Source organism: Paenibacillus sp. FSL R5-0766, assembly GCF_037971845.1.
In the GTDB taxonomy this organism is placed as follows: Bacteria; Bacillota; Bacilli; order Paenibacillales; family Paenibacillaceae; genus Paenibacillus.
Map to the genome: position 1 here is coordinate 4,333,024 of NZ_CP150227.1, position 19,342 is coordinate 4,352,365.

The window sequence follows — 19,342 nt, forward strand, 5'->3', positions numbered from 1 at the left end:
CTTCTGTCTGTTATAGATTAGATCGCTGCTTCTGTTTTGAAATTCCAGTCCCGTACGTCCACAAAGTGACCCTTAACCGCTGCTGCTGCTGCCATTGCCGGAGATACCAGGTGCGTACGTCCTCCACGTCCTTGGCGTCCTTCAAAGTTACGGTTGGACGTCGAAGCACAACGTTGACCTGGCTTCAATACATCCGGGTTCATCGCCAGACACATACTGCATCCCGCATCACGCCATTCAAATCCAGCTTCCGTAAAGATTTTATCCAAACCTTCTTGTTCAGCCTGAATTTTAACACGTCCTGAGCCTGGTACAACAATTGCTGTAACCTGACTGGATACCGTGTGACCTTTAGCCACTTGTGCTGCTGCACGCAGATCTTCGATCCGTCCGTTGGTGCAAGAACCGATAAATACATAATCAATTGGAATCTCGGCGATTGGTGTTCCCGGTTCAAGTCCCATATATTCAAGCGCTTTTTCAGCCGCTTTGCGTTCGTTTTCTGTAGGCAATTCAGCCGGAACAGGAACTTTCGACGAAATGTCGGTTCCCATACCTGGGCTTGTTCCCCAAGTTACTTGCGGAATCAATGTCTCCACATCGATTTCAACCACATGGTCGAACTCGGCACCTTCATCGGTTACAAGCTGTTTCCAACCTTCTACAGCTTCATCAAACTTCGCATCCGCTGGTACGTATTCACGTCCACGCAGATATTCAAATGTTGTTTCATCCGGAGCGATCAATCCTGCTCTTGCTCCACCTTCGATGGACATGTTGCAGACCGTCATACGCTCTTCCATGCTCAACTCACGGATGGATTCGCCTGTGTACTCAATAACATAACCTGTTGCAAAGTCTGTACCGTATTTGGCGATGACTGCGAGGATCATGTCTTTTGCGGTTACACCCGGGTTACGTTTGCCGACAAAACGAACTTCCATCGTTTTGGCTTTTGCTTGTTGCAAACATTGAGTTGCCATAACATGCTCAACTTCACTTGTTCCGATTCCGAATGCCAGTGCGCCAAACGCACCGTGTGTGGACGTATGACTGTCACCACATACAATCGTTTTACCCGGGTGAGTCAGACCCAGTTCAGGTCCCATAACGTGTACAACGCCTTGATCAATCGTGTCCAGATCATACAATTTCACGCCGAAATCACGGCAGTTTTGCGAAAGTGTATCAATTTGTTGTTTGGAGATAGGATCTGTAATGTTGAAACGGTCTTTCGTTGGAACGTTGTGGTCCATTGTTGCAAATGTCAGTTCAGGGCGACGAACTTTACGTCCGCTCAGACGAAGACCTTCAAATGCCTGTGGAGAAGTTACTTCGTGCACCAGATGCAGATCGATATACAGTATGCTTGGTTTGCCTTCTTCTTGATGAATTACGTGATTTTCCCAAATTTTCTCAAACATCGTTTTTTTACTCATCATTTTCACCTCATTATAAGTTCGGTCCTTGGAAGAGCCTCTGTTTTCTTTAAAAAGTGAAGCTCTTGAATGACATAAATATATCACCCCGTCCTTCATTGTTCCAAGATATAATATCTATAGATGTAATAGGTTTAACCTATAATAAGAGAAAGACAAATAAACCACTGCTCATCGCAGAGGTCTAAATTGATAACAATTATCATTATCAGATAAGTCTTATACTACGTTTCCGCTGCTTCGCTGTCAATGCTTTTTATCTAGAACATAAAAAAACAGCCCTGAATCCAGAGCTGCTTTGCTAGTTTCTGTTATGAAATGAAAATGATCATATCAACGCCTTCTATAGAGAGCGCTTGTCCGACTACTGTATTACAAACCGTTGTTCGCAATCACATCTTTGTACCAATAGAAACTCTTCTTGCGTTTTCTCTCCAGTGTTCCATTGCCGTCATTATCCTGATCTACATAAATAAAGCCATATCGTTTCTCCATCTCTGAAGAAGAATAACTAATCAGATCAATCACTCCCCAACTGGTATAGCCGAGCAGTTCAACACCGTCCAGAATCGCTTCATGCATCTGTTCCATGTGAGAACGGAAATAATCAATACGATAATCATCCTGAATGCTACCATCAGCTTCAATCGTGTCTACCGCTCCAATACCATTCTCAACGATAAACAAAGGTACCTCGTAACGGCTATACAGTTCATTCAGTGAGATGCGCAGACCTACCGGGTCAATCTGCCAGCCCCAATCATTCGTTTGTAGATACGGGTTCTTCACCCCTCCAGTTGTATTGCCACTCACCTGCTCCAATCGGTCGCCATCCACACTTGATACGAGGGACATATAATAACTGAATGAGATAAAGTCCACAGTGTGTACTTTCAGAATCTCTTCATCCCCCTCAAGCATATCCAGGTTAATCCCTTTTTCGGCAAAAAATCTCTTCGTAAAGTACGGATACGCTCCCCGCACCTGTACGTCCGTAAACATAAGATTGAATTGATTATCCCGGGAAGCAACGAGTACGTCTTCGGGATTACATGTGTGAGCATACGTCGTCAGTTTGGTAAGCATACATCCGATCTGGGAACCGGGAATGATCTCATGACAGTATTTCACTGCGAGCGCACTCGCTACAAATTGATGGTGTAACCCCTGATATACGGCCTGCTCCACATTTTCGAAACGCTCCGGAACAATACCACCACTCGTAAACGGATGACGAACAATGCTGTCAATTTCATTAAATGTAATCCAATACTTCACTTTATCCTTATAACGGGTGAACACGGTTTTACAAAAGTGAACAAAATACTCGACGACTTTCCGATCCGTCCATCCACCATGGTGATTCACCAGATACATCGGCATCTCATAATGTGACAACGTAATCAATGGTTCAATCCCTTGTTTCAGCATGCCATCAATAACGCGGTCATAGAACTGCAAACCGGCTTCATTCGGCTCATTTTCGTTGCCATTTGGGAAAATTCGGGTCCATGCAATGGATAGTCGCAACGTTTTGAGTCCCATTTCCCCAAACAGGGCGAGATCCTCTTCGTAACGGTGGTAGAAATCAATGCCTCTGCGTTTCGGATATTCTCTGTCCGAGGTAGACTCCATCGCAGTTTTGATCTGTTCTTCATTGATCGCATTGTGTTTCTTATATTCACTCTTGGCTACACCTTTTCGATAGATAGCAATGTCGGCTGTAGATAGACCTTTGCCATCTACATTCCACGCCCCTTCTGCCTGATTGGCAGCAATCGCTCCTCCCCATAGAAAATCTTCTGGAAACGTTCTTATTGTATTGGTCATTGTGTATTCCTCCTTGGATTATCTCTGTGACTCTTTCATTCTTGCTCAATTGCGACTCATGACCCGATTGATATGAATAATCAAATACATCATCTCTTCATTGGAGATCGTATGTTCAAACCGGGCTTCAATATAATCCTTGATTAGCAGTACGCAGGCTTCTTCCTGGGGATATTTATTCGCGATCTGCTCAAAGAGCTCATGATCCTGTGTGTTTAATGTTTTATGCTCAAAAAGCCGTTGAATAAAAAACTGCAAATGGGTCAAAAAGCGTGAATAGTTGATGCTGTGTGTGTCCAGCTCCACTTGATAGTGAATTTTGATAATATTGAGTACATCCTTAACTGTATTGGTCATCAGCATGACCTGATTCATATTGTCATCATTTTGCTGCGCATTAACGAGATGAAAGGCAATATTCGCCGCTTCCTCTTCAGGCAGGGAGAGTCCAAGCTGTTTTTGAATGAGAGACAGACCATGCAACCCGATATTGAACTCCTGCGGATAGAACTTTTTCACTTCCCACAACATTCGGTTCTGGATCGTCATATTGTCCTTGAATCGCTTCATGGCCATATACAGGTGATCTGTTAATGCGACATAGAGATGATCACTCAGATGGCGGGACAATGTATGTTTCGCGTGGGAGATGATTTCATCAGCCAGAATCAGATATTCTTTTGGTGTTTCCTTCATCAGGGCGGTGAGATCTGAAGAGATCGTTTCATTTTCAAGGACATAGATCTTCTCGATCTCATCCTCTCCCACGATATCTCCCGGTTTGCTCCTGTAGCCGATGCCCTTTCCCATCACAATAATTTCCTTGTCATCCTCAACACGTCTGGCAAGAACAATGCTCGAATTCAGTATTTTTATGACTTCCATATCAGGCTGCCTGCCTTTCATTCATATTTCAGCGGGTTATAACACCGTAATTAATGGTTTCCCCGGTCCTGTTGTCGCCGCAGATTCATTGCCCAGCACCTCCAGATAATCCGAGGAATTGGTAACAATTACAGGGGTCGTGGTGTCATAACCTGCGGCTTGTATAGCTTCAAGATCAAATTCAATCAGGAGCTGACCATGAGAGATCTGTTCTCCTTCGTTCACTTTTACATCAAAATGCTGGCCTTTCAGTTTCACCGTATCCAATCCGACATGAATCAGAAGTTCAACCCCTTCTACCGATCTCAGACCGATGGAATGTTTGGTACGGAACACCGTCTCAACGGTACCATCAAACGGGGCAAACACCTTGCCAACACTTGGCTGAATGGCCATACCTTGTCCCATCGCTTCTTGCGAGAAGGCCTCGTCCTTCACCTCACTTAATGGCAGAACTTTACCTTCCAAAGGAGCAAAAACGATCTTTTTCGATTTGATCCCTGTGGATGGCTTGATTTCAGATTCACCTCTTGCTTGGTTTGTAGGACTGCCTGCCACCGACTCTGCTGTTGGAACAACATCCTGAAATCCAATGACATATACGGCGACAAACGCGACAATGGCAGAGATCAGCATGGTAATAATCGCATAGATAATATTCATATGATCTTCACTGATAAACATAGGCATAGATGCAATCCCCGGACCCACGGCAGCATATGCCTTGAGATTCACAATACCTGCGAACAACCCAGCGACTCCGGCGCCGATCATGCAGGCAAACAGCGTTTTCTTGAGCCTTAAATGTACACCGTACAGAGCAGGTTCCGTGATACCGAATACACCTGAAATTCCTGCAGACAAAGCGACTTGTTTCAGCTTGATGTCTTTGGTTTTGAATGACACCGCCAGTGCGCCTGCTCCCTGCGCCATATTGGATGCCAGCATCGCAACCAGCACCAGTGTTTCATATCCAGGTGAAGCCAAGGCTGCGAAAATAATAGGATAAAATACTTTATGCATACCGAACATGACAATCAGAGGCATCAGTATAGCCATAATGACAACGGTCAACCATCCAATCTTATCCTGAATCCAATAGATCAGGTTGGACATTCCCGTTCCGAGATACATCCCCAGAGGTCCAAGTACAATCAGGGCAACTGGAGCAACAATGAGAATAACAATCAAAGGTTTAAGGAAAATTTTGACCGGCCCTGGTGAGATCTTGTCCGCGAACTTTTCAATGTAAGACATGAACCAGACCGTTAAAATAATCGGTACCACGGATGTCGCATATTGAACGGATGCAACAGGTATGCCAATAAAGGACACCGGATCTTCACCGCCAAGCAAACCAATCATATTCGGGTGTAACATGATTCCACCAAACAGAACGGCAACAAAGGGGTTGGTTTTAAATCTATTTGCACTGGAATAAGCCAGTAAAATCGGAAGAAAGTAAAAGGCAGCATCAGACATGACACTCAAAACGGTATATGTCTGGCTCTCTTTAGACATCAGGCCGGTCACGGTCGCCAGTAGCAACAGTGCCTTAAGCATGCCCGAGGCAGCAATGGCTGGGATAATAGGTTGGAAAATGCCTGCAATGACACTGGCAAAAGTATTAAACAGTCCTTTGGGGCTATAATCCGCTTTTTGTTTCTCCTGAATTTCGTTTGATTGCCGAGTATCCATTATCTTGGCAAGTTCATTGTAGACGTACGCGACGTCATTACCGATAATAACCTGATATTGCCCGCCGCTATTCACTGCGCCAATAACACCATCAAGGCTCTTAATTTCTTGGGTCTTCGCCATATCCGGATTCTTCAGGGTAAGTCTGAGCCTGGTAGAGCAATGAATTAACGTGTTGATATTATCATTGCCACCGACCAGCTCCATAATCGATTGGGCTAATTGTTTGTGATTCATGGTGCACCTCCGCCATTTTTTCTTGATGGGAACAAAAAAAGACCTAAAAAGGGTAGGAAAAAAGAAACTCTTCCCACCCAATCTAGGTCTTGCCTGCCGAACAGTAACATGCCATCGTTGGATGAATTGTTATTCAATTATATAAACGAAAAAGAATATGAATATTTAAAATGGTTCTGTACTAACACTTGAAACTGGCACACATGAAAACGTTGATTTTGTTTTACCCGGGTAAGTGGTTCTTATTAAGCGTTTTCAAAATCAGTATATCAACTCTTCTGATGGAGTGCAAGCGGTTAAGCGAAATTAATGATTTCTTCATCTGTAATGATATAATGGTGGCATAACGAAAGGAATGACCAATGACGATGGAATTCAGACAACTTCAATATACGCTGCAAATTGCGGCCGAACGAAATTTCTCCCGGGCAGCAGAGAAGCTGCATATTGCCCAGCCTTCATTAAGCCAGCAATTATCCAAATTGGAAAAAGAATTGGGTGTGCTGCTGTTTCAGCGTAATACCAGTACCGTGGAGTTAACCCATGCGGGTGTTACGTTTGTCGAGCAAGCCCAGAAGATCGTAGATGCTGTGGAGCTATTGCGTCAGGAAATGTCCGATATCTCCCAGCTTCGCAAAGGTAAAGTCGTTGTAGGCAGCATGCCAATCACAGGCTCACACCTGCTCCCACACGTGCTTCCTGCGTTTCAACAAGCTTATCCCGAGATTGAGGTTACCTTATTGGAAGACTCCGGGCTTACGCTTGAGAAATTGACAGCAAGCGGCAAAGCTGATCTCAGCCTGTTATCTCTTCCTTTACAAGAGCCAAGTCTCGCCTATGTTACCATTGGAGAGGAAAAGATTGATCTGGCGGTTCCCCCGAATCACCCTTTGGCACGCAGGGCAGATCCGGAACATCCGCTTCCTGTGCGAATTGAAGAGCTTCGGGATGAACCCTTTGTTGTATTGAAAAAAGGACAGGGCTTCCGCAAACTTACATTTGATCTCTGTGAGCAGGCTGGTTTTGATCCCCAAGTTGTGTTTGAGAGCACCAATATTGAAACCGTTCAGTCGCTTGTCGCCACAGGTATGGGTATTACCCTGGTTCCACGCTTTATCGCCCGTGCCCCGCGCAGTGAATTCGTGCCTGTATACGTCCCACTCGCTGAGCCAACACCCAGCAGAACACTTGTTGTGGCTTATCGTCAAGGCAGAGTGCTGTCGAAGGCAGCCGAGGCATTCATCCATACGTTTCAACAGACTGTGGCCGAACTGTCTCAAGGAGACTAATGAATTGTTCCTATGGATATGGAGGCATATGGTACTGAACCAAAACAAAGGCTTGACCCCTATGGGCCAAGCCTTTGTCGTATCTCGTTTCCCGCATCCGTAGGATAGAGTTCTTACATTGCAATCACAGTAACTGGTTACAGTACAATGTTGCTTGTTAAGTTGTTTGGTTTTCGATGCTTATTTAAAATGTTAACGTAGAAACGTACATAAGAAAACTTCATGTTTGGCGGTTTATTTACGCAAATTACGATCGCTTGTCAGCCTGTTTTGCTGATTCATTACACGGCCTTCGTCCTGAACAGTTGAATCAGGGGGTGATAGCCCTCCTGCTCCATTCTCTAAGAATGCCCTTAAGTGATCTTCCCTTGTGTTATCCTGTTCCAGTCTCCTGAGCGTATCTTTCACATGGTTGTCCATTGATTGATCATCCTCCTTGGTGACGGGATAGTTATCATTACCCGCGTCATGGAAGAATAAACACTTCTGCGAAAATTTTATTCCGCTTTTTTATTTTTCGCCAAAATAAACGCCAGGTCGACGGTCCTCAAATACGGGAATACGGCCGCGAACCTCATCTACCAGAGATGGACGAATAATTCCGGTCACGATCTCTTCCCCTTCGCCACCTTCAGCCACAATCTCACCCCAAGGATCAATGATGAGGGAATGTCCGAAAAATTCAGTCTCTCCCCCTTTTCCCACACGGTTACAGGCAATCACATACATCTGATTCTCAATCGCTCGTGCCGTAAGCAACGTACGCCAGTGGTGCAGACGAGGGTTCGGCCATTCAGCCGGAACAATCAATGCCTTGGCACCATTTAAAGCAAGGGTGCGGGCAAGTTCCGGAAACCGGATGTCATAACAGATCGAAGCACCCGCTGTAAGACCGTTCTGCAGTTCAAAAATTTCAGGTTCCGCACCAGGCTGTAAATATTTCTCCTCGTCCATCAGACGAAACAAATGTAATTTATCGTATCGAGTGACCTGTTTTCCTTCATGATCATACGCGTACATTGTATTGTATATTTGACCATCCCGTTTCTCGGCAATTGAACCCCCAACGATGGAAATTTGATGTTTTTGAGCAAAAGCAGACAGCCATTCCCGAGATTTCTGGCCTTCCGGGTCAGCGAGTTCATGAATTTGAGTCAAAGCGTATCCGGTATTCCACATCTCAGGTAACACAGCCAGCCCCAGATCCGGATACTGTTCTACCGCACGCTCAAGCAACGCCTGCATATGTTTATGATTGGCCTCAGGGTCTCCGAGTTGAATATCGCCCTGAATCAGGGCTACACGCATTTCTCCCTGTTTTTTTTCTGTCATGACAAGCACTCCTCTGAACCGTAATACCTGCTATCATAGCTTGATCCTCTTGAGTACCGCAAGCCTGTTTTTGTTATGAACTTGCACACAACAACTCAGGCAGCAGGGTCAGCAATCGATCGCTCGTGAGCGCATCACCCACATTCCAGGTCGACTCATCCACAGCGTACACCCGCCCATTCTGCACGGCAGGAAGGGTCCTCCAGCTGTGACTTTCCATTAGCATCTCTGTAGCCCGCCTTGCCACAACTTCCTCAGGCAGCATAACAAACACATGATCTCCCGCGTACTGACGTACCGCTTCAGCCGAAATTTCCTTATAGGCTCTGCCTGCCGCAAGTGCTTCCTTCACTTTGGTCACTGGCCTGAATCCCATTGGATGATATAACATAGGCGCCAGACCGATATTGCCCATAACAAATAATCTTGCACCCCGATGGTATGTAAATACGGATGCCGTTTCCCCCTCTTCAATCACAGTATGGATCTTCGCCCACATCTGCTCAGTACGCTCCGCATAGGAGGTTAACCATTGTTCAGCCTGAGGTTGTCTGCCAAACCAATTGCCCAATCTGCGCATTCGTTCTTCCAGGGTGGCATGTGAATTGTAAGCAAGCGTCGGTGCAATCCGGTAAAGTTGTTCATATTGCTGTTCATTGCTGCTATCAAAAATAATCAAATCCGGCTTCATGATAACAGCTGCTTCCACATTAACCGGAGCAACCGCGTCATAGGTCTGATCTCCCAATATCTGAATGCCCAGCATCAGCAGATCCCCTGCCGAATCTCCGTAATACATAATTCGCTCCGGGTTTACTGGAATATTCACATCATGACCCAACCAATCATGTACTAATGTCTGCTGCTGAATTGATCTGTCATATTGACGAGGAGATAATCCGGTCATTTGGCGAAAACGCCTGCTGAAATAATACTCATCCTTAAAGCCCACGCGACTTGCTATATCCCGAAGTGGTTCATCTGATTTACGAAGCCATTCCTTGGCATGTTTGATGCGTACATGATTCACATAATCGAGCGGCTTGTGACCTGTGAGTTGTCTGAAAAGGGTCGTATATTGTACTGGTCTGATCTCCGCAAGACGTGCCAGTTTCTGTACAGTGATTTCTTCACCATAATGGTCGTCCACATACTGAATCGTACTGTGTAGTCTGGCTTCCATACTCTGTTCCGTCTTTGGAGAAGTGTACCGGGTAATGATCATCTCCATCCATTTTTGGAACTGTGCATTCAAATGACTGTATTCGGCATCTGTTTTATACTTCCGAGTGACATACATTTGCTCAAGCAGCCCACTTAACGGAGCATAGGGATAACCATTCAATTGGTTTCTGTGTTCAAATACAGGACGGGTAAAGAGCTCGGGATCACCCGTCAGCACATGAATAACATCAAAAGCCATCACAATATATTTCAAATCCGAGTTATTACGATGTTCAATCTGGTACCCCTCTCCCGGAGAAAGCGGATAAACACATCCCGTAGTAAATGGAAACTGTTCATGTCCAATATATAAACGCCCATCCCCTTCTTCGCAGATCAGGAACGCATGTTTCTCGCAAGCAACTTCCAGCATCACCTGTTCAGGTAGTTCAATTCGACGTACCAGATGATCCAGGCGAAACATGAATGCTGAAAAGAACAACGCTCCCCCATCGGCATCCAAAGCCTGCATGTCGGTTCACCTCGTTTTTCTGAAATGAGAATAATTATCAATCATTCTGTATGGTCTGATTATAAGCGAGCGATGGTCAATAATCCAGATATGAGTTTAATCAGCAAAAAAGAGCGTTCAACGAAATGTTGAAGGCCCCTTTCACTTTTTTTATAACTGCATTACTCAAAGGTGTTACTGCTGCCTCACTAGCTCGTCACCATTATTGGATCATCTGTTTTGGCAGCTCTTGTAACAGCCACTCCCTCGAAAGAGCATCACTAGAAGCTTTTACGATATTAAAACGATATACTTTTCCTTCTTTCACCGCAGGCAGGTTCTTCCAGATTGTACTATCCAGCAATTCCTTGGTGGATTGTTTCGCATCGTCGGTCACAGGATCCAGAATAAATATCCGATCACCGGCAAATTCAGATAATTTTTCAGTTGAAATCTCTACAAATCCCATGTCTTCATCCAATACTTTCTGGATTTCCGCGGTTGGCTTCAGCCCGTCTTTTCCGTATAACAACTGTGGCAATCCTGCACCCGCCATGACAAACAGACGATTCCCGGGATACATGGTGAATACCGAAGCAGTCTCCCCTTCTTTTAATCCGTTCTCATGAAGTTGCGTCCACATCTCTTCCGTCGCTTTTTGATGAGCCGTAATCCAATCCTCTGCCTCTTGTTTCTTATTCAACAAATCGCCAAGGATACGCATGCGATCTTCTATTAAACCAAACGAATCAAATGTAACCGTGGGTGCAACCTTTGCGATCTGATCATATTGAGCCTCGTCACTGTTGGAGAAAATAATCAGATCGGGATTCAGGTCTAACGCCTTTTCCACACTGATCGGAAATCCTACATCTTCTGACTGAGCAACCTGATCATCAAATACGGTTCCCTCTTGACGAAGTATGCCGACAGGAACTACACCAAGCGCGAGCAGATCCCCTGTAACTTCTCCATGATAGATAACTCGCTTCGGATTTACAGGAATCTCAACTTCATGGCCAGTCCAGTCTTTGAATATCCGGGTCTCGCCCTCGTTCGTCTCTTTCGTTGCAGTTTGGGTCTCTGTGGTTTCTGTGGCTGCTTTGGAATCATCTGCGCCAGCAGCAGGTGTTGCAGCCTGATTTCCACAAGCCAGTAGCAGGATGGATAACCATGTGATCGTTAATAATACTCCCGTATTTCGTATGCCCTTTTTCATTTCTATTTCTCCCCCTGTATCATGTGCGTTGTGCTAGAAATTAATGATATTGATTATCATTATCGGATATTATCATAAAACATGGTTTCTCTCAGCTCAATGGACAAAACTAAATGAGCACTTTCAGTTTTGTACAATACTCCGCTCTTTGCTCCTATGTACTGTATATTCAAGTGCATTTCCCTCTATACAGCTCGGGATTGGCGTGATAAATTAATGAGAACTATTTGCCATTTTTAATAAACCGGAGTGATGAATCTAATGACCCATTCAGACCATACATCTGCTCGTTCAGCTTTTAAGATACCGACTTCTGATGTGATGACACAGCTGCCAACGCAATTTTTTGCTACCCTTGTTCAAAATGTAAATCGTGAAATCGCAAGTGGACATGACGTGATCAATCTGGGTCAGGGGAACCCGGATACACCTACACCACCTCATATTGTGAAAACACTGCAAGAGTCGGCTGAGAATCCCCTCTACCACAAATACTCCCCTTTTAGAGGGCACTCTTTCCTGAAGGAAGCTGTCGCCAAACGTTATAAGGAAGATTACAACGTTGATCTGGACCCCGAGACTGAAGTAGCCATTCTGTTCGGAGGCAAAACAGGTCTGGTTCAGTTACCACAGGTACTGCTTAACCCCGGCGACACCGTTCTCGTTCCAGATCCCGGCTACCCGGATTACTGGTCTGGTGTTGCGCTCGCCAAAGCAAACATGTCATTTATGCCTTTGCTCGAGTCCAACGCATTCCTGCCGGATTATGAAGCTGTTACAGCCGAAGATCGGGAAAAGGCCAAGCTGATGTTCCTGAACTACCCCAACAACCCAACGTCAGCAACGGCCCCCCTTTCGTTCTACGAAGATACGGTAGAATTCGCCATTCAAAATCAAATCGTAGTAGCCAGCGACTTTGCTTACGGTGCAATTGGATTCGACGGACATCGTCCAGTCAGTTTCCTGCAAGCCCCTGGTGCCAAAGAAGTCGGTATTGAGTTCTATACGTTATCCAAAACATACAATATGGCTGGATGGCGTGTTGGATTCGCACTCGGTAACGCAGAGATTGTCTCTAAAATCAATCTGCTTCAGGATCATATCTATGTCAGTCTTTTTGGTGGGATTCAAGCTGCCGCAACGGAAGCACTTACTGGCTCCCAGGAATGTGTTGCCTCGCTGGTTTCACGTTACGAATCGCGTCGCAATACGTTTTATGACGCTCTTTCCTCGATTGGCTGGCAAGCTACGAAACCCGCAGGTTCATTCTTCAGCTGGTTGCCTGTACCTGCCGGTCATACCTCCGCTTCATTTGCAGACTTGTTACTGCGAGAAGCCAAGGTGGCCGTAGCCCCAGGTATTGGTTTTGGTTCACATGGTGAAGGCTATGTGCGCGCAGGACTGCTAAGTGATGAAAACCGATTACGCGAAGCTGTGGAGCGGATTGGCAAGCTGAATTTATTCAAGTAATTTACAGGACAATAACCCCTTTGCATATGCCAACTTTCCATGGTATGTTATAAGAAATATTGAACGAAACGTGATGACGGGACCAGTAAGAGAATATCAGTCGCGCCCAGAGAGTAAATTCCACCCTGCTGAAAGAATTTACCGCGACTCTTCTCTGAAACCTACCCCTGAGCGGCCTGTTACGTACAGGACAGTGCCTTCTGTTACAGGGCATGAAGCCGGATGATCTAATCATCAATAAAGGTGGTACCGCGGAAGTAACGAACTTTCGTCCTTTTTAACTAAAGGGCGGGAGTTTTTTTTGTACCCGCAAAAGCCTGCTCCAGAAGCACTTATTAATCATGTTTAAGGAAGTGAAACCATGACTTCACGTATTGTAGTTAAGATTGGAAGCAGCTCGCTTACAACGGAAGAAGGCGGTCTGGATCGCAGTTCGATCACTTTTTTTGCCGGAGAAATTGCAGCATTGGCTGATCAGGGCCATGAAGTGCTTTTGGTCACCTCTGGAGCGGTAGCGGCCGGATTCCGGGAGATCGGTTATCCTCAGCGCCCCAAACTGCTACATGAGAAACAAGCCGCAGCGGCCGTTGGGCAGGCATTACTGATGCAGGCATATCAACAGGCTTTTGCAGCGCACCGCGTTACTACGGCGCAAATTCTGTTAACTCGTACAGACTTTCACAGTCGTAAACGCATGGGTAATGCAGGCATGACCGTAGAAGAGCTGCTCAAACAGCGAGTGATTCCGATTTTTAATGAGAATGATACGGTTTCGGTGGATGAATTGAAGTTTGGTGATAACGATCTGTTGTCCGCATTGGTTGCGAACCTGGTGAAGGCACAGCATCTGATCATTCTTACCGATACCAACGGACTGTACACCGCAGATCCGCGTAAAGATCCTTCTGCCGTTCGTTACGACCGTATCCCCGAGATAACGGCTGAGATCTACGCTTTTGCCGGCGGTTCAGGATCAACGGTTGGTACAGGCGGAATGCGATCCAAAGTTGATGCAGCCAAGGTTGCTACACGTGGAGGCGTACCTGTATTCGTGGGAAGTGTGAAAGAACCCGGAGATATGCAGAAGGCGGTTGATGGCACGGGCAAAGGAACTTACTTTGAGACACGACTCGCTTCACTATCTCGTAAAAAGCAGTGGCTCGGCTTCATGTCTACTCCGCTGGGAACCGTCGTTGTGGATGATGGTGCTGAAGAAGCACTTGTCCATGGGGGCCATAGTCTTCTGCCTGTAGGGGTCAAGCGAGTACTGGGAACATTCCATGCCGGAGACGTCGTAGAGGTCATTGGAATGGATGAAACCTTGCTCGGTCGCGGTATTGTCAATTATGATGATGACCAGCTTCGACTCATTGCCGGACTTCCCAGTGGAGATGTGATGAAACGACTTGCCAGCATCCACAGACTTGAAGTTATTCATAGAGACGAATGGATTACCTTAAAATAAACTTGAAGCTATATAGTGGTTGAAATACTCAACTTTATATATATGAGGAGGAATTAAGATGAGTGAAGTGAGAGAAAAAGCCAGCAAAGCCCAAGCAACGGTTCCACAGCTGAACCGATTGAATACAGAACAGAAAAATACGGCCCTGCGTGTCATGGCAGATGCTTTGATTAAGGAAACGGATTCCATCATTACGGCAAACGCCGAAGATCTGGAACGCGGCAGAGAACAAGGTACGCCGGAATCCATGCTGGATCGACTCGCCCTCAATAAAGAGCGCATTGTTGGCATTGCTGAAGGATTACGTCAGATTGCGGATCTCCCTGATCCAGTCGGTGAAGTATTGGAGACATTTACCCGTCCTAACGGATTACATGTTGAAAAACTTAGAGTGCCGATTGGTCTGATCGGTATCATCTACGAAGCTCGACCTAATGTAACCGTGGACGCAGCCGGATTATGTCTCAAAACAGGTAATGCGGTGCTTCTGCGCGGCGGCTCCTCTGCCTTGTCCTCCAACCGCAAAATTGTCGAGGTACTGCATCAGGCACTCACAACCACAGACATGCCTGCTGATGCGCTGCAACTGGTTGAGGATGCAGATCGTGCTTCCGTGGATGAAATGCTCAAACTGAACGGATTACTGGACGTTATTATTCCACGAGGCGGGGCTTCGCTCATTCGTAATGTGGTTGCCAATGCAACCGTACCTGTCATCGAAACTGGGGCTGGCATCTGCCATACCTATGTGGATGAAACAGCCGATCCGGTCATGGCAGCCGAAATTGCCATCAATGCCAAGGCACAACGTCCTTCTGTATGTAACTCCATGGAAACGTTACTCCTACATGCCGCATACGCGGAAGAGCACCTGCCTGCTCTTGCCGAACAATTCCGTGAGGCGAATGTGATTTTGAAAGGTTGCGACACGGTACGCCGTCTTGTCCCTTCCGCTCTTGAGGCAACCGAGGAAGACTATGCGACCGAGTACAACGACTATATTTTAAATATCCGTGTGGTCAAGAATCTGGATGAAGCGATGCAGCACATCGCACATTACGGAACCAAACATTCCGAGTGTATCGTAACCCGGGATACAGCCCATGCAGAGCGTTTTATGCATGATGTGGATGCAGCAGCCGTCTATCACAATGCGTCCACACGTTTCACTGACGGATTTGAATTTGGCTATGGAGCCGAAATCGGGATCAGTACTCAGAAATTGCATGCACGTGGACCGATGGGACTGCCAGCACTGACGTCAACCAAATATCGGATTACAGGCAATGGACAGATTCGTCAATAATATCTCAGCACCAGTTATATAGGAGGAACGATAAATATGAGTCAAGAGCAACAGACGTTACTACAACAGAAGATTACTTTCCACGGAGCAGGCGCGATGGCTGAAGCCATCGTGCGCGGACTGATCTCCCGCCTGGTCGTTCGTCCTCAGGATATTACGATGCTGAACCGCAGCAACCAGAAACGTCAGGAGGAGCTCAGCACCCGTTATGCTGTACATACCGGAACGGCCTCGCAATCCTTGGATCACCTTGCCTCCACTCCGGTCATTGTACTCTGTATGAAACCCAAAGATGCTGCCGCAGCACTGCGCGAACTGGGTCCACTGTTATCACCTGATCAACTGATCGTATCTGTCATTGCCGGATTATCAATCCGCACGATGCAGTCCTTGCTCGGTCGTAAACAGCCGATCGCCAGAACCATGCCAAATACATCCAGTACCATCGGACTTGGGGCAACCGGTCTTGCCTTCTCTGCGGAGATTACGGATGATCAGCGCAGTACGGTCATGACCATGTTTGAAGCAGTTGGAATCGTGACCATTGTGCCTGAAGATAAACTCGAAGTGCTCACAGGGATTTCCGGAAGCGGCCCTGCTTATGTATACTATTTAATGGAGGCCATGATTGCCGCAGGTATTCGTGGTGGCTTATCCAGCCAGCAATCTCGTGATCTCACTGTTCAGACGGTGCTTGGCGCGTCACGTATGGTACAACAAACCGGTTTGGAACCAATGAAGCTTCGTAGTGATGTGACATCCCCGGGAGGGGCAACCCAGGCAGCACTGAAAACGCTGGACGAAGGAGATTTCTTTGAAAATGTAATCGCAGCCGTCAACCGCTGTGCAGAGCGCTCACGGGAGATGGGAGCTGCTTTGGAAGGGGATCTAAAATGAATAACATGTGCACAGCCACATATCGTCTGCATGATGATCATGCAGACTTTCGCAAGAAAGCTCAGTCCATCGCGATTGGCATGACCGTGGGTAGCTGGACGGAGTTGCCACAAGCCCAGCGTGAAGCGATGCAGAAGCATCTGGGCGAAGTCATCAGCGTAGAAGTCCATGAAGCTGAAGGAATGGCTGTGGGTGAGCGTTACGCTGATATTACCATTGGATATCCTGATGTTAACTTCAGCCGTGATATACCTGCTTTGCTCGTGACGGTCTTTGGCAAAATCTCAATGGATGGCCGGATCAAACTAACAAAGCTTGGTTTCTCGGATGGCTTCCTCAGTGCATTCCCTGGACCCAAGTTTGGACTGAATGGTGTTCGTGATCTGCTTGGTGTGCATGATCGTCCACTGTTAATGAGTATCTTTAAGTCAGTTATTGGGCTAAATGCAGACGAACTGCGTGAACAATTTATTCGTCAGGCTCTTGGCGGCGTTGATTTGATCAAGGACGATGAGATCCTGTTTGAGAATAAATTGACACCCATCGAAAAAAGAGTCGAGGTCTGCATGAAAGCTGCCGAACAGGCACGTCAGGAGACCGGCAAGAAACTTCTGTATGCAACCAATCTTACAGGACCAACATCTCGTCTGAAACAGCAAGCTGAACGCGCTATTGGTACAGGAGCCAATGCACTGCTATTCAACGTATTGTCCTACGGATATGATGTCCTGCATGAACTCAGTAGTGATCCAGATATTAATGTGCCGATTATGGCGCACCCTGCTCTTGCAGGTGCACTGTATCCTTCACCACATTACGGCATGTCGGCTTCGGTTGTACTAGGCCAGTTGATGCGTCTAGCGGGTGCCGATCTGGTGCTCTTCCCTTCTCCTTATGGTTCGGTTACGATGCCGAAGGAAGAAAATATGGCGATCACGGAGCAATTACTGACAGCTGATCTGCCTGTACGAACCAGTATGCCCGTACCTTCAGCCGGCATCCATCCAGGCCTTGTACCACTCATTTTGCGCGACTTTGGTACAGATGTCATCGTTAATGCTGGTGGCGGTATACATGGACATCCTATGGGCACTGAGGCAGGCGGACGTGCATTCCTGCAAGCCATTGAGGCAGCTCAGCGTTCCATTCCACTTGCGCAATATGCAACCGAGCATCCGGAGCTGAAAAGCGCATTGGACCTGTGGGGTGGCGAACGATGAGAAGTGGTAAGAAAACAGTCATTTTCTGTGACTTTGACGGTACGATTACGCTCTCGGACAACATCGTAGCGATCATGAAACATTTCAAACCTGAGGGCATTGAAGCGATTATGAAAGATACGATTGAGCAAAAAATCTCGCTTCGTGAAGGTGTTGGAGCCATGTTTGCTCTGTTGCCTGCACCGCAGAAAGATGAAATTGTGGAATTTGTGCTTGGACAAGCGGACATCCGTGAAGGATTCAGCGAGTTTCTTGACTACGTTCGCAGCGAAGGGATCGAATTCAATGTAACCAGCGGGGGTATGGACTTTTTCATTGAACCGTTACTCGCACCATTTCATATCCCGCAGGATCATGTCTATTGCAATGGAGCTGACTTCTCGGGTGAAACCATTAAGATTGAATGGCCGAATCCCTGCCAGCCTCCTTGTGAGAATGGCTGCGGCATGTGCAAAACAACAGTGATTCGTACCTTCCCGGAAGAACAATACAATCGAATTCTTATTGGAGACAGTCTGACAGATTTTGAAGGTGCCAAAATTGCCGATCTCGTCTACTCCCGCTCCATTTTAACGGACAAATGTATTGAACTTGGTGTGGACCATGTGCCATTCGTTACTTTTTACGATATCATCGAAGATATGAAACAGAAGCAAACACAAGGAGTGCTGTAAACGATGGGCTTTGAAAAGATTACATTGGAACACAAACGTCAGGTCCTGGAAGAACTGGCTGATATTAAAGCGTTGTTCGCCAGTCGTAACTGGTTCCCCGGAACAAGTGGCAATCTGTCGATGCGTGTAGGAGACTTTGATCCGGAGCAATTTTATTTTGCGGTTACCGCCTCAGGCAAAGACAAATCTCTTCGCACACCGGAAGACTTCCTTTTTGTGGACAAACACGGCAAAGCGATTGAGACAACAACGTTGAAACCAAGTGCCGAAACGTTGATTCACTGTGAAATCTATCGTTTGACCGGTTGTGGTGCTGTATTCCACGTGCATACCGTGTTTAACAACCTGATTAGCGAATTCTTTGGAGCAGATGGACACGTACCGATTCAAGGAATTGAATTGATCAAGGCTTTCAACATCTGGGAAGAAAATGCGGAGATTCGTGTACCCGTCCTGCCTAACTTTGCAGATATTCCATCTATCGCTGAATTGGTGCCAGGTGTACTTGATGCCAACGTACCAGGGATCTTACTTCGGAACCACGGCATATATGCGTGGGGTAAAGATGCTTTTGAAGCGAAACGTCATCTGGAAGCGTTCGAGTTCCTGTTCGAAGTGATGTACCGTCAACTTCTGCTGAAGGGCGCTACGAAATAGCAATCATTTATTCGAAATCAAAGCTGGATAACAAAAAACACGCCAGAGG

At 46.5% G+C, this 19,342-nt stretch carries 16 protein-coding genes and 1 other annotated feature; of the genes, 8 read left to right on the top strand and 8 right to left on the bottom strand.

Annotated elements, in window-relative coordinates; translation table 11 throughout:
* Positions 1-17 precede the first annotated feature (17 nt).
* From leuC to MKY66_RS18635, 4 genes are all read right to left on the bottom strand, one after another.
* The gene (leuC, locus tag MKY66_RS18620) at positions 18-1,439 is read right to left on the bottom strand and encodes a 3-isopropylmalate dehydratase large subunit (protein ID WP_036607575.1); all 1,422 of its coding nucleotides are present in this window, start codon (positions 1,437-1,439) and stop codon (positions 18-20) included.
* 372 nt (positions 1,440-1,811) lie between these two features.
* Positions 1,812-3,269: a glycoside hydrolase family 1 protein gene (locus MKY66_RS18625; RefSeq protein WP_076209958.1), complete on the bottom strand. Its 1,458-nt coding sequence runs from the start codon at positions 3,267-3,269 to the stop codon at positions 1,812-1,814.
* Positions 3,270-3,314: 45 nt separating this feature from the next.
* Positions 3,315-4,154 carry a PRD domain-containing protein gene (locus MKY66_RS18630; protein WP_076209957.1) on the bottom strand — a complete coding sequence of 280 codons (840 nt, stop codon included), beginning with the start codon at positions 4,152-4,154 and terminating at the stop codon, positions 3,315-3,317.
* A 36-nt stretch (positions 4,155-4,190) separates the two neighbouring features.
* Positions 4,191-6,089, bottom strand: a complete 1,899-nt coding sequence (locus MKY66_RS18635; protein WP_076209956.1) for a beta-glucoside-specific PTS transporter subunit IIABC — start codon at positions 6,087-6,089, stop codon at positions 4,191-4,193.
* A gap of 368 nt (positions 6,090-6,457) precedes the next feature.
* Between MKY66_RS18635 and MKY66_RS18640 the strand changes: the two genes are divergently transcribed.
* On the top strand, positions 6,458-7,378 hold the full coding sequence (locus MKY66_RS18640; protein WP_076210328.1) for a LysR family transcriptional regulator: 921 nt from the start codon (positions 6,458-6,460) through the stop codon (positions 7,376-7,378).
* Positions 7,379-7,612: 234 nt separating this feature from the next.
* On the opposite strand, the gene MKY66_RS18645 is transcribed toward MKY66_RS18640, so the two are convergent.
* The 4 genes from MKY66_RS18645 to MKY66_RS18660 all read right to left on the bottom strand — a co-directional run bounded on the left by MKY66_RS18645 (position 7,613) and on the right by MKY66_RS18660 (position 11,604).
* Complete coding sequence (locus MKY66_RS18645; RefSeq protein WP_017687767.1) at positions 7,613-7,798, bottom strand: hypothetical protein; 186 nt, start codon at positions 7,796-7,798, stop codon at positions 7,613-7,615.
* A 90-nt stretch (positions 7,799-7,888) separates the two neighbouring features.
* Entirely contained in the window at positions 7,889-8,710 is an 822-nt protein-coding gene (locus MKY66_RS18650; protein WP_076209955.1) for a carbon-nitrogen family hydrolase, read from the bottom strand.
* Between the two features lie 73 nt (positions 8,711-8,783).
* Positions 8,784-10,406: an AraC family transcriptional regulator gene (locus MKY66_RS18655; protein ID WP_076209954.1), complete on the bottom strand. Its 1,623-nt coding sequence runs from the start codon at positions 10,404-10,406 to the stop codon at positions 8,784-8,786.
* A gap of 202 nt (positions 10,407-10,608) precedes the next feature.
* Positions 10,609-11,604, bottom strand: a complete 996-nt coding sequence (locus MKY66_RS18660; protein WP_076209953.1) for an ABC transporter substrate-binding protein — start codon at positions 11,602-11,604, stop codon at positions 10,609-10,611.
* A gap of 261 nt (positions 11,605-11,865) precedes the next feature.
* On the opposite strand from MKY66_RS18660, the gene MKY66_RS18665 reads away from it, so the two are divergent.
* From MKY66_RS18665 to MKY66_RS18695, 7 genes are all read left to right on the top strand, one after another.
* Positions 11,866-13,074 (top strand): pyridoxal phosphate-dependent aminotransferase, encoded by a 1,209-nt coding sequence (locus MKY66_RS18665; RefSeq protein WP_076209952.1) that lies wholly within the window; start codon positions 11,866-11,868, stop codon positions 13,072-13,074.
* 64 nt (positions 13,075-13,138) lie between these two features.
* Positions 13,139-13,353 (top strand) — a binding site (T-box leader).
* Positions 13,354-13,435: 82 nt separating this feature from the next.
* Positions 13,436-14,539: a glutamate 5-kinase gene (proB, locus tag MKY66_RS18670; RefSeq protein WP_076209951.1), complete on the top strand. Its 1,104-nt coding sequence runs from the start codon at positions 13,436-13,438 to the stop codon at positions 14,537-14,539.
* 58 nt (positions 14,540-14,597) lie between these two features.
* Positions 14,598-15,845, top strand: a complete 1,248-nt coding sequence (locus MKY66_RS18675) for a glutamate-5-semialdehyde dehydrogenase (protein WP_076209950.1) — start codon at positions 14,598-14,600, stop codon at positions 15,843-15,845.
* 36 nt (positions 15,846-15,881) lie between these two features.
* Entirely contained in the window at positions 15,882-16,742 is an 861-nt protein-coding gene (proC, locus tag MKY66_RS18680; RefSeq protein WP_036607595.1) for a pyrroline-5-carboxylate reductase, read from the top strand.
* Positions 16,739-17,962, top strand: a complete 1,224-nt coding sequence (locus MKY66_RS18685) for a 2,3-diketo-5-methylthiopentyl-1-phosphate enolase (protein ID WP_076209949.1) — start codon at positions 16,739-16,741, stop codon at positions 17,960-17,962. Before proC ends, MKY66_RS18685 begins: the two co-directional genes overlap by 4 nt.
* A complete protein-coding gene (locus MKY66_RS18690; RefSeq protein ID WP_076209948.1) occupies positions 17,959-18,636 on the top strand; it encodes a 2-hydroxy-3-keto-5-methylthiopentenyl-1-phosphate phosphatase in 678 nt (225 codons plus the stop codon). The genes MKY66_RS18685 and MKY66_RS18690 overlap by 4 nt, the downstream gene beginning before the upstream one ends.
* Positions 18,637-18,639: 3 nt before the next feature.
* A complete protein-coding gene (locus MKY66_RS18695) occupies positions 18,640-19,293 on the top strand; it encodes a methylthioribulose 1-phosphate dehydratase (protein WP_036607600.1) in 654 nt (217 codons plus the stop codon).
* Positions 19,294-19,342: the final 49 nt, after the last annotated feature.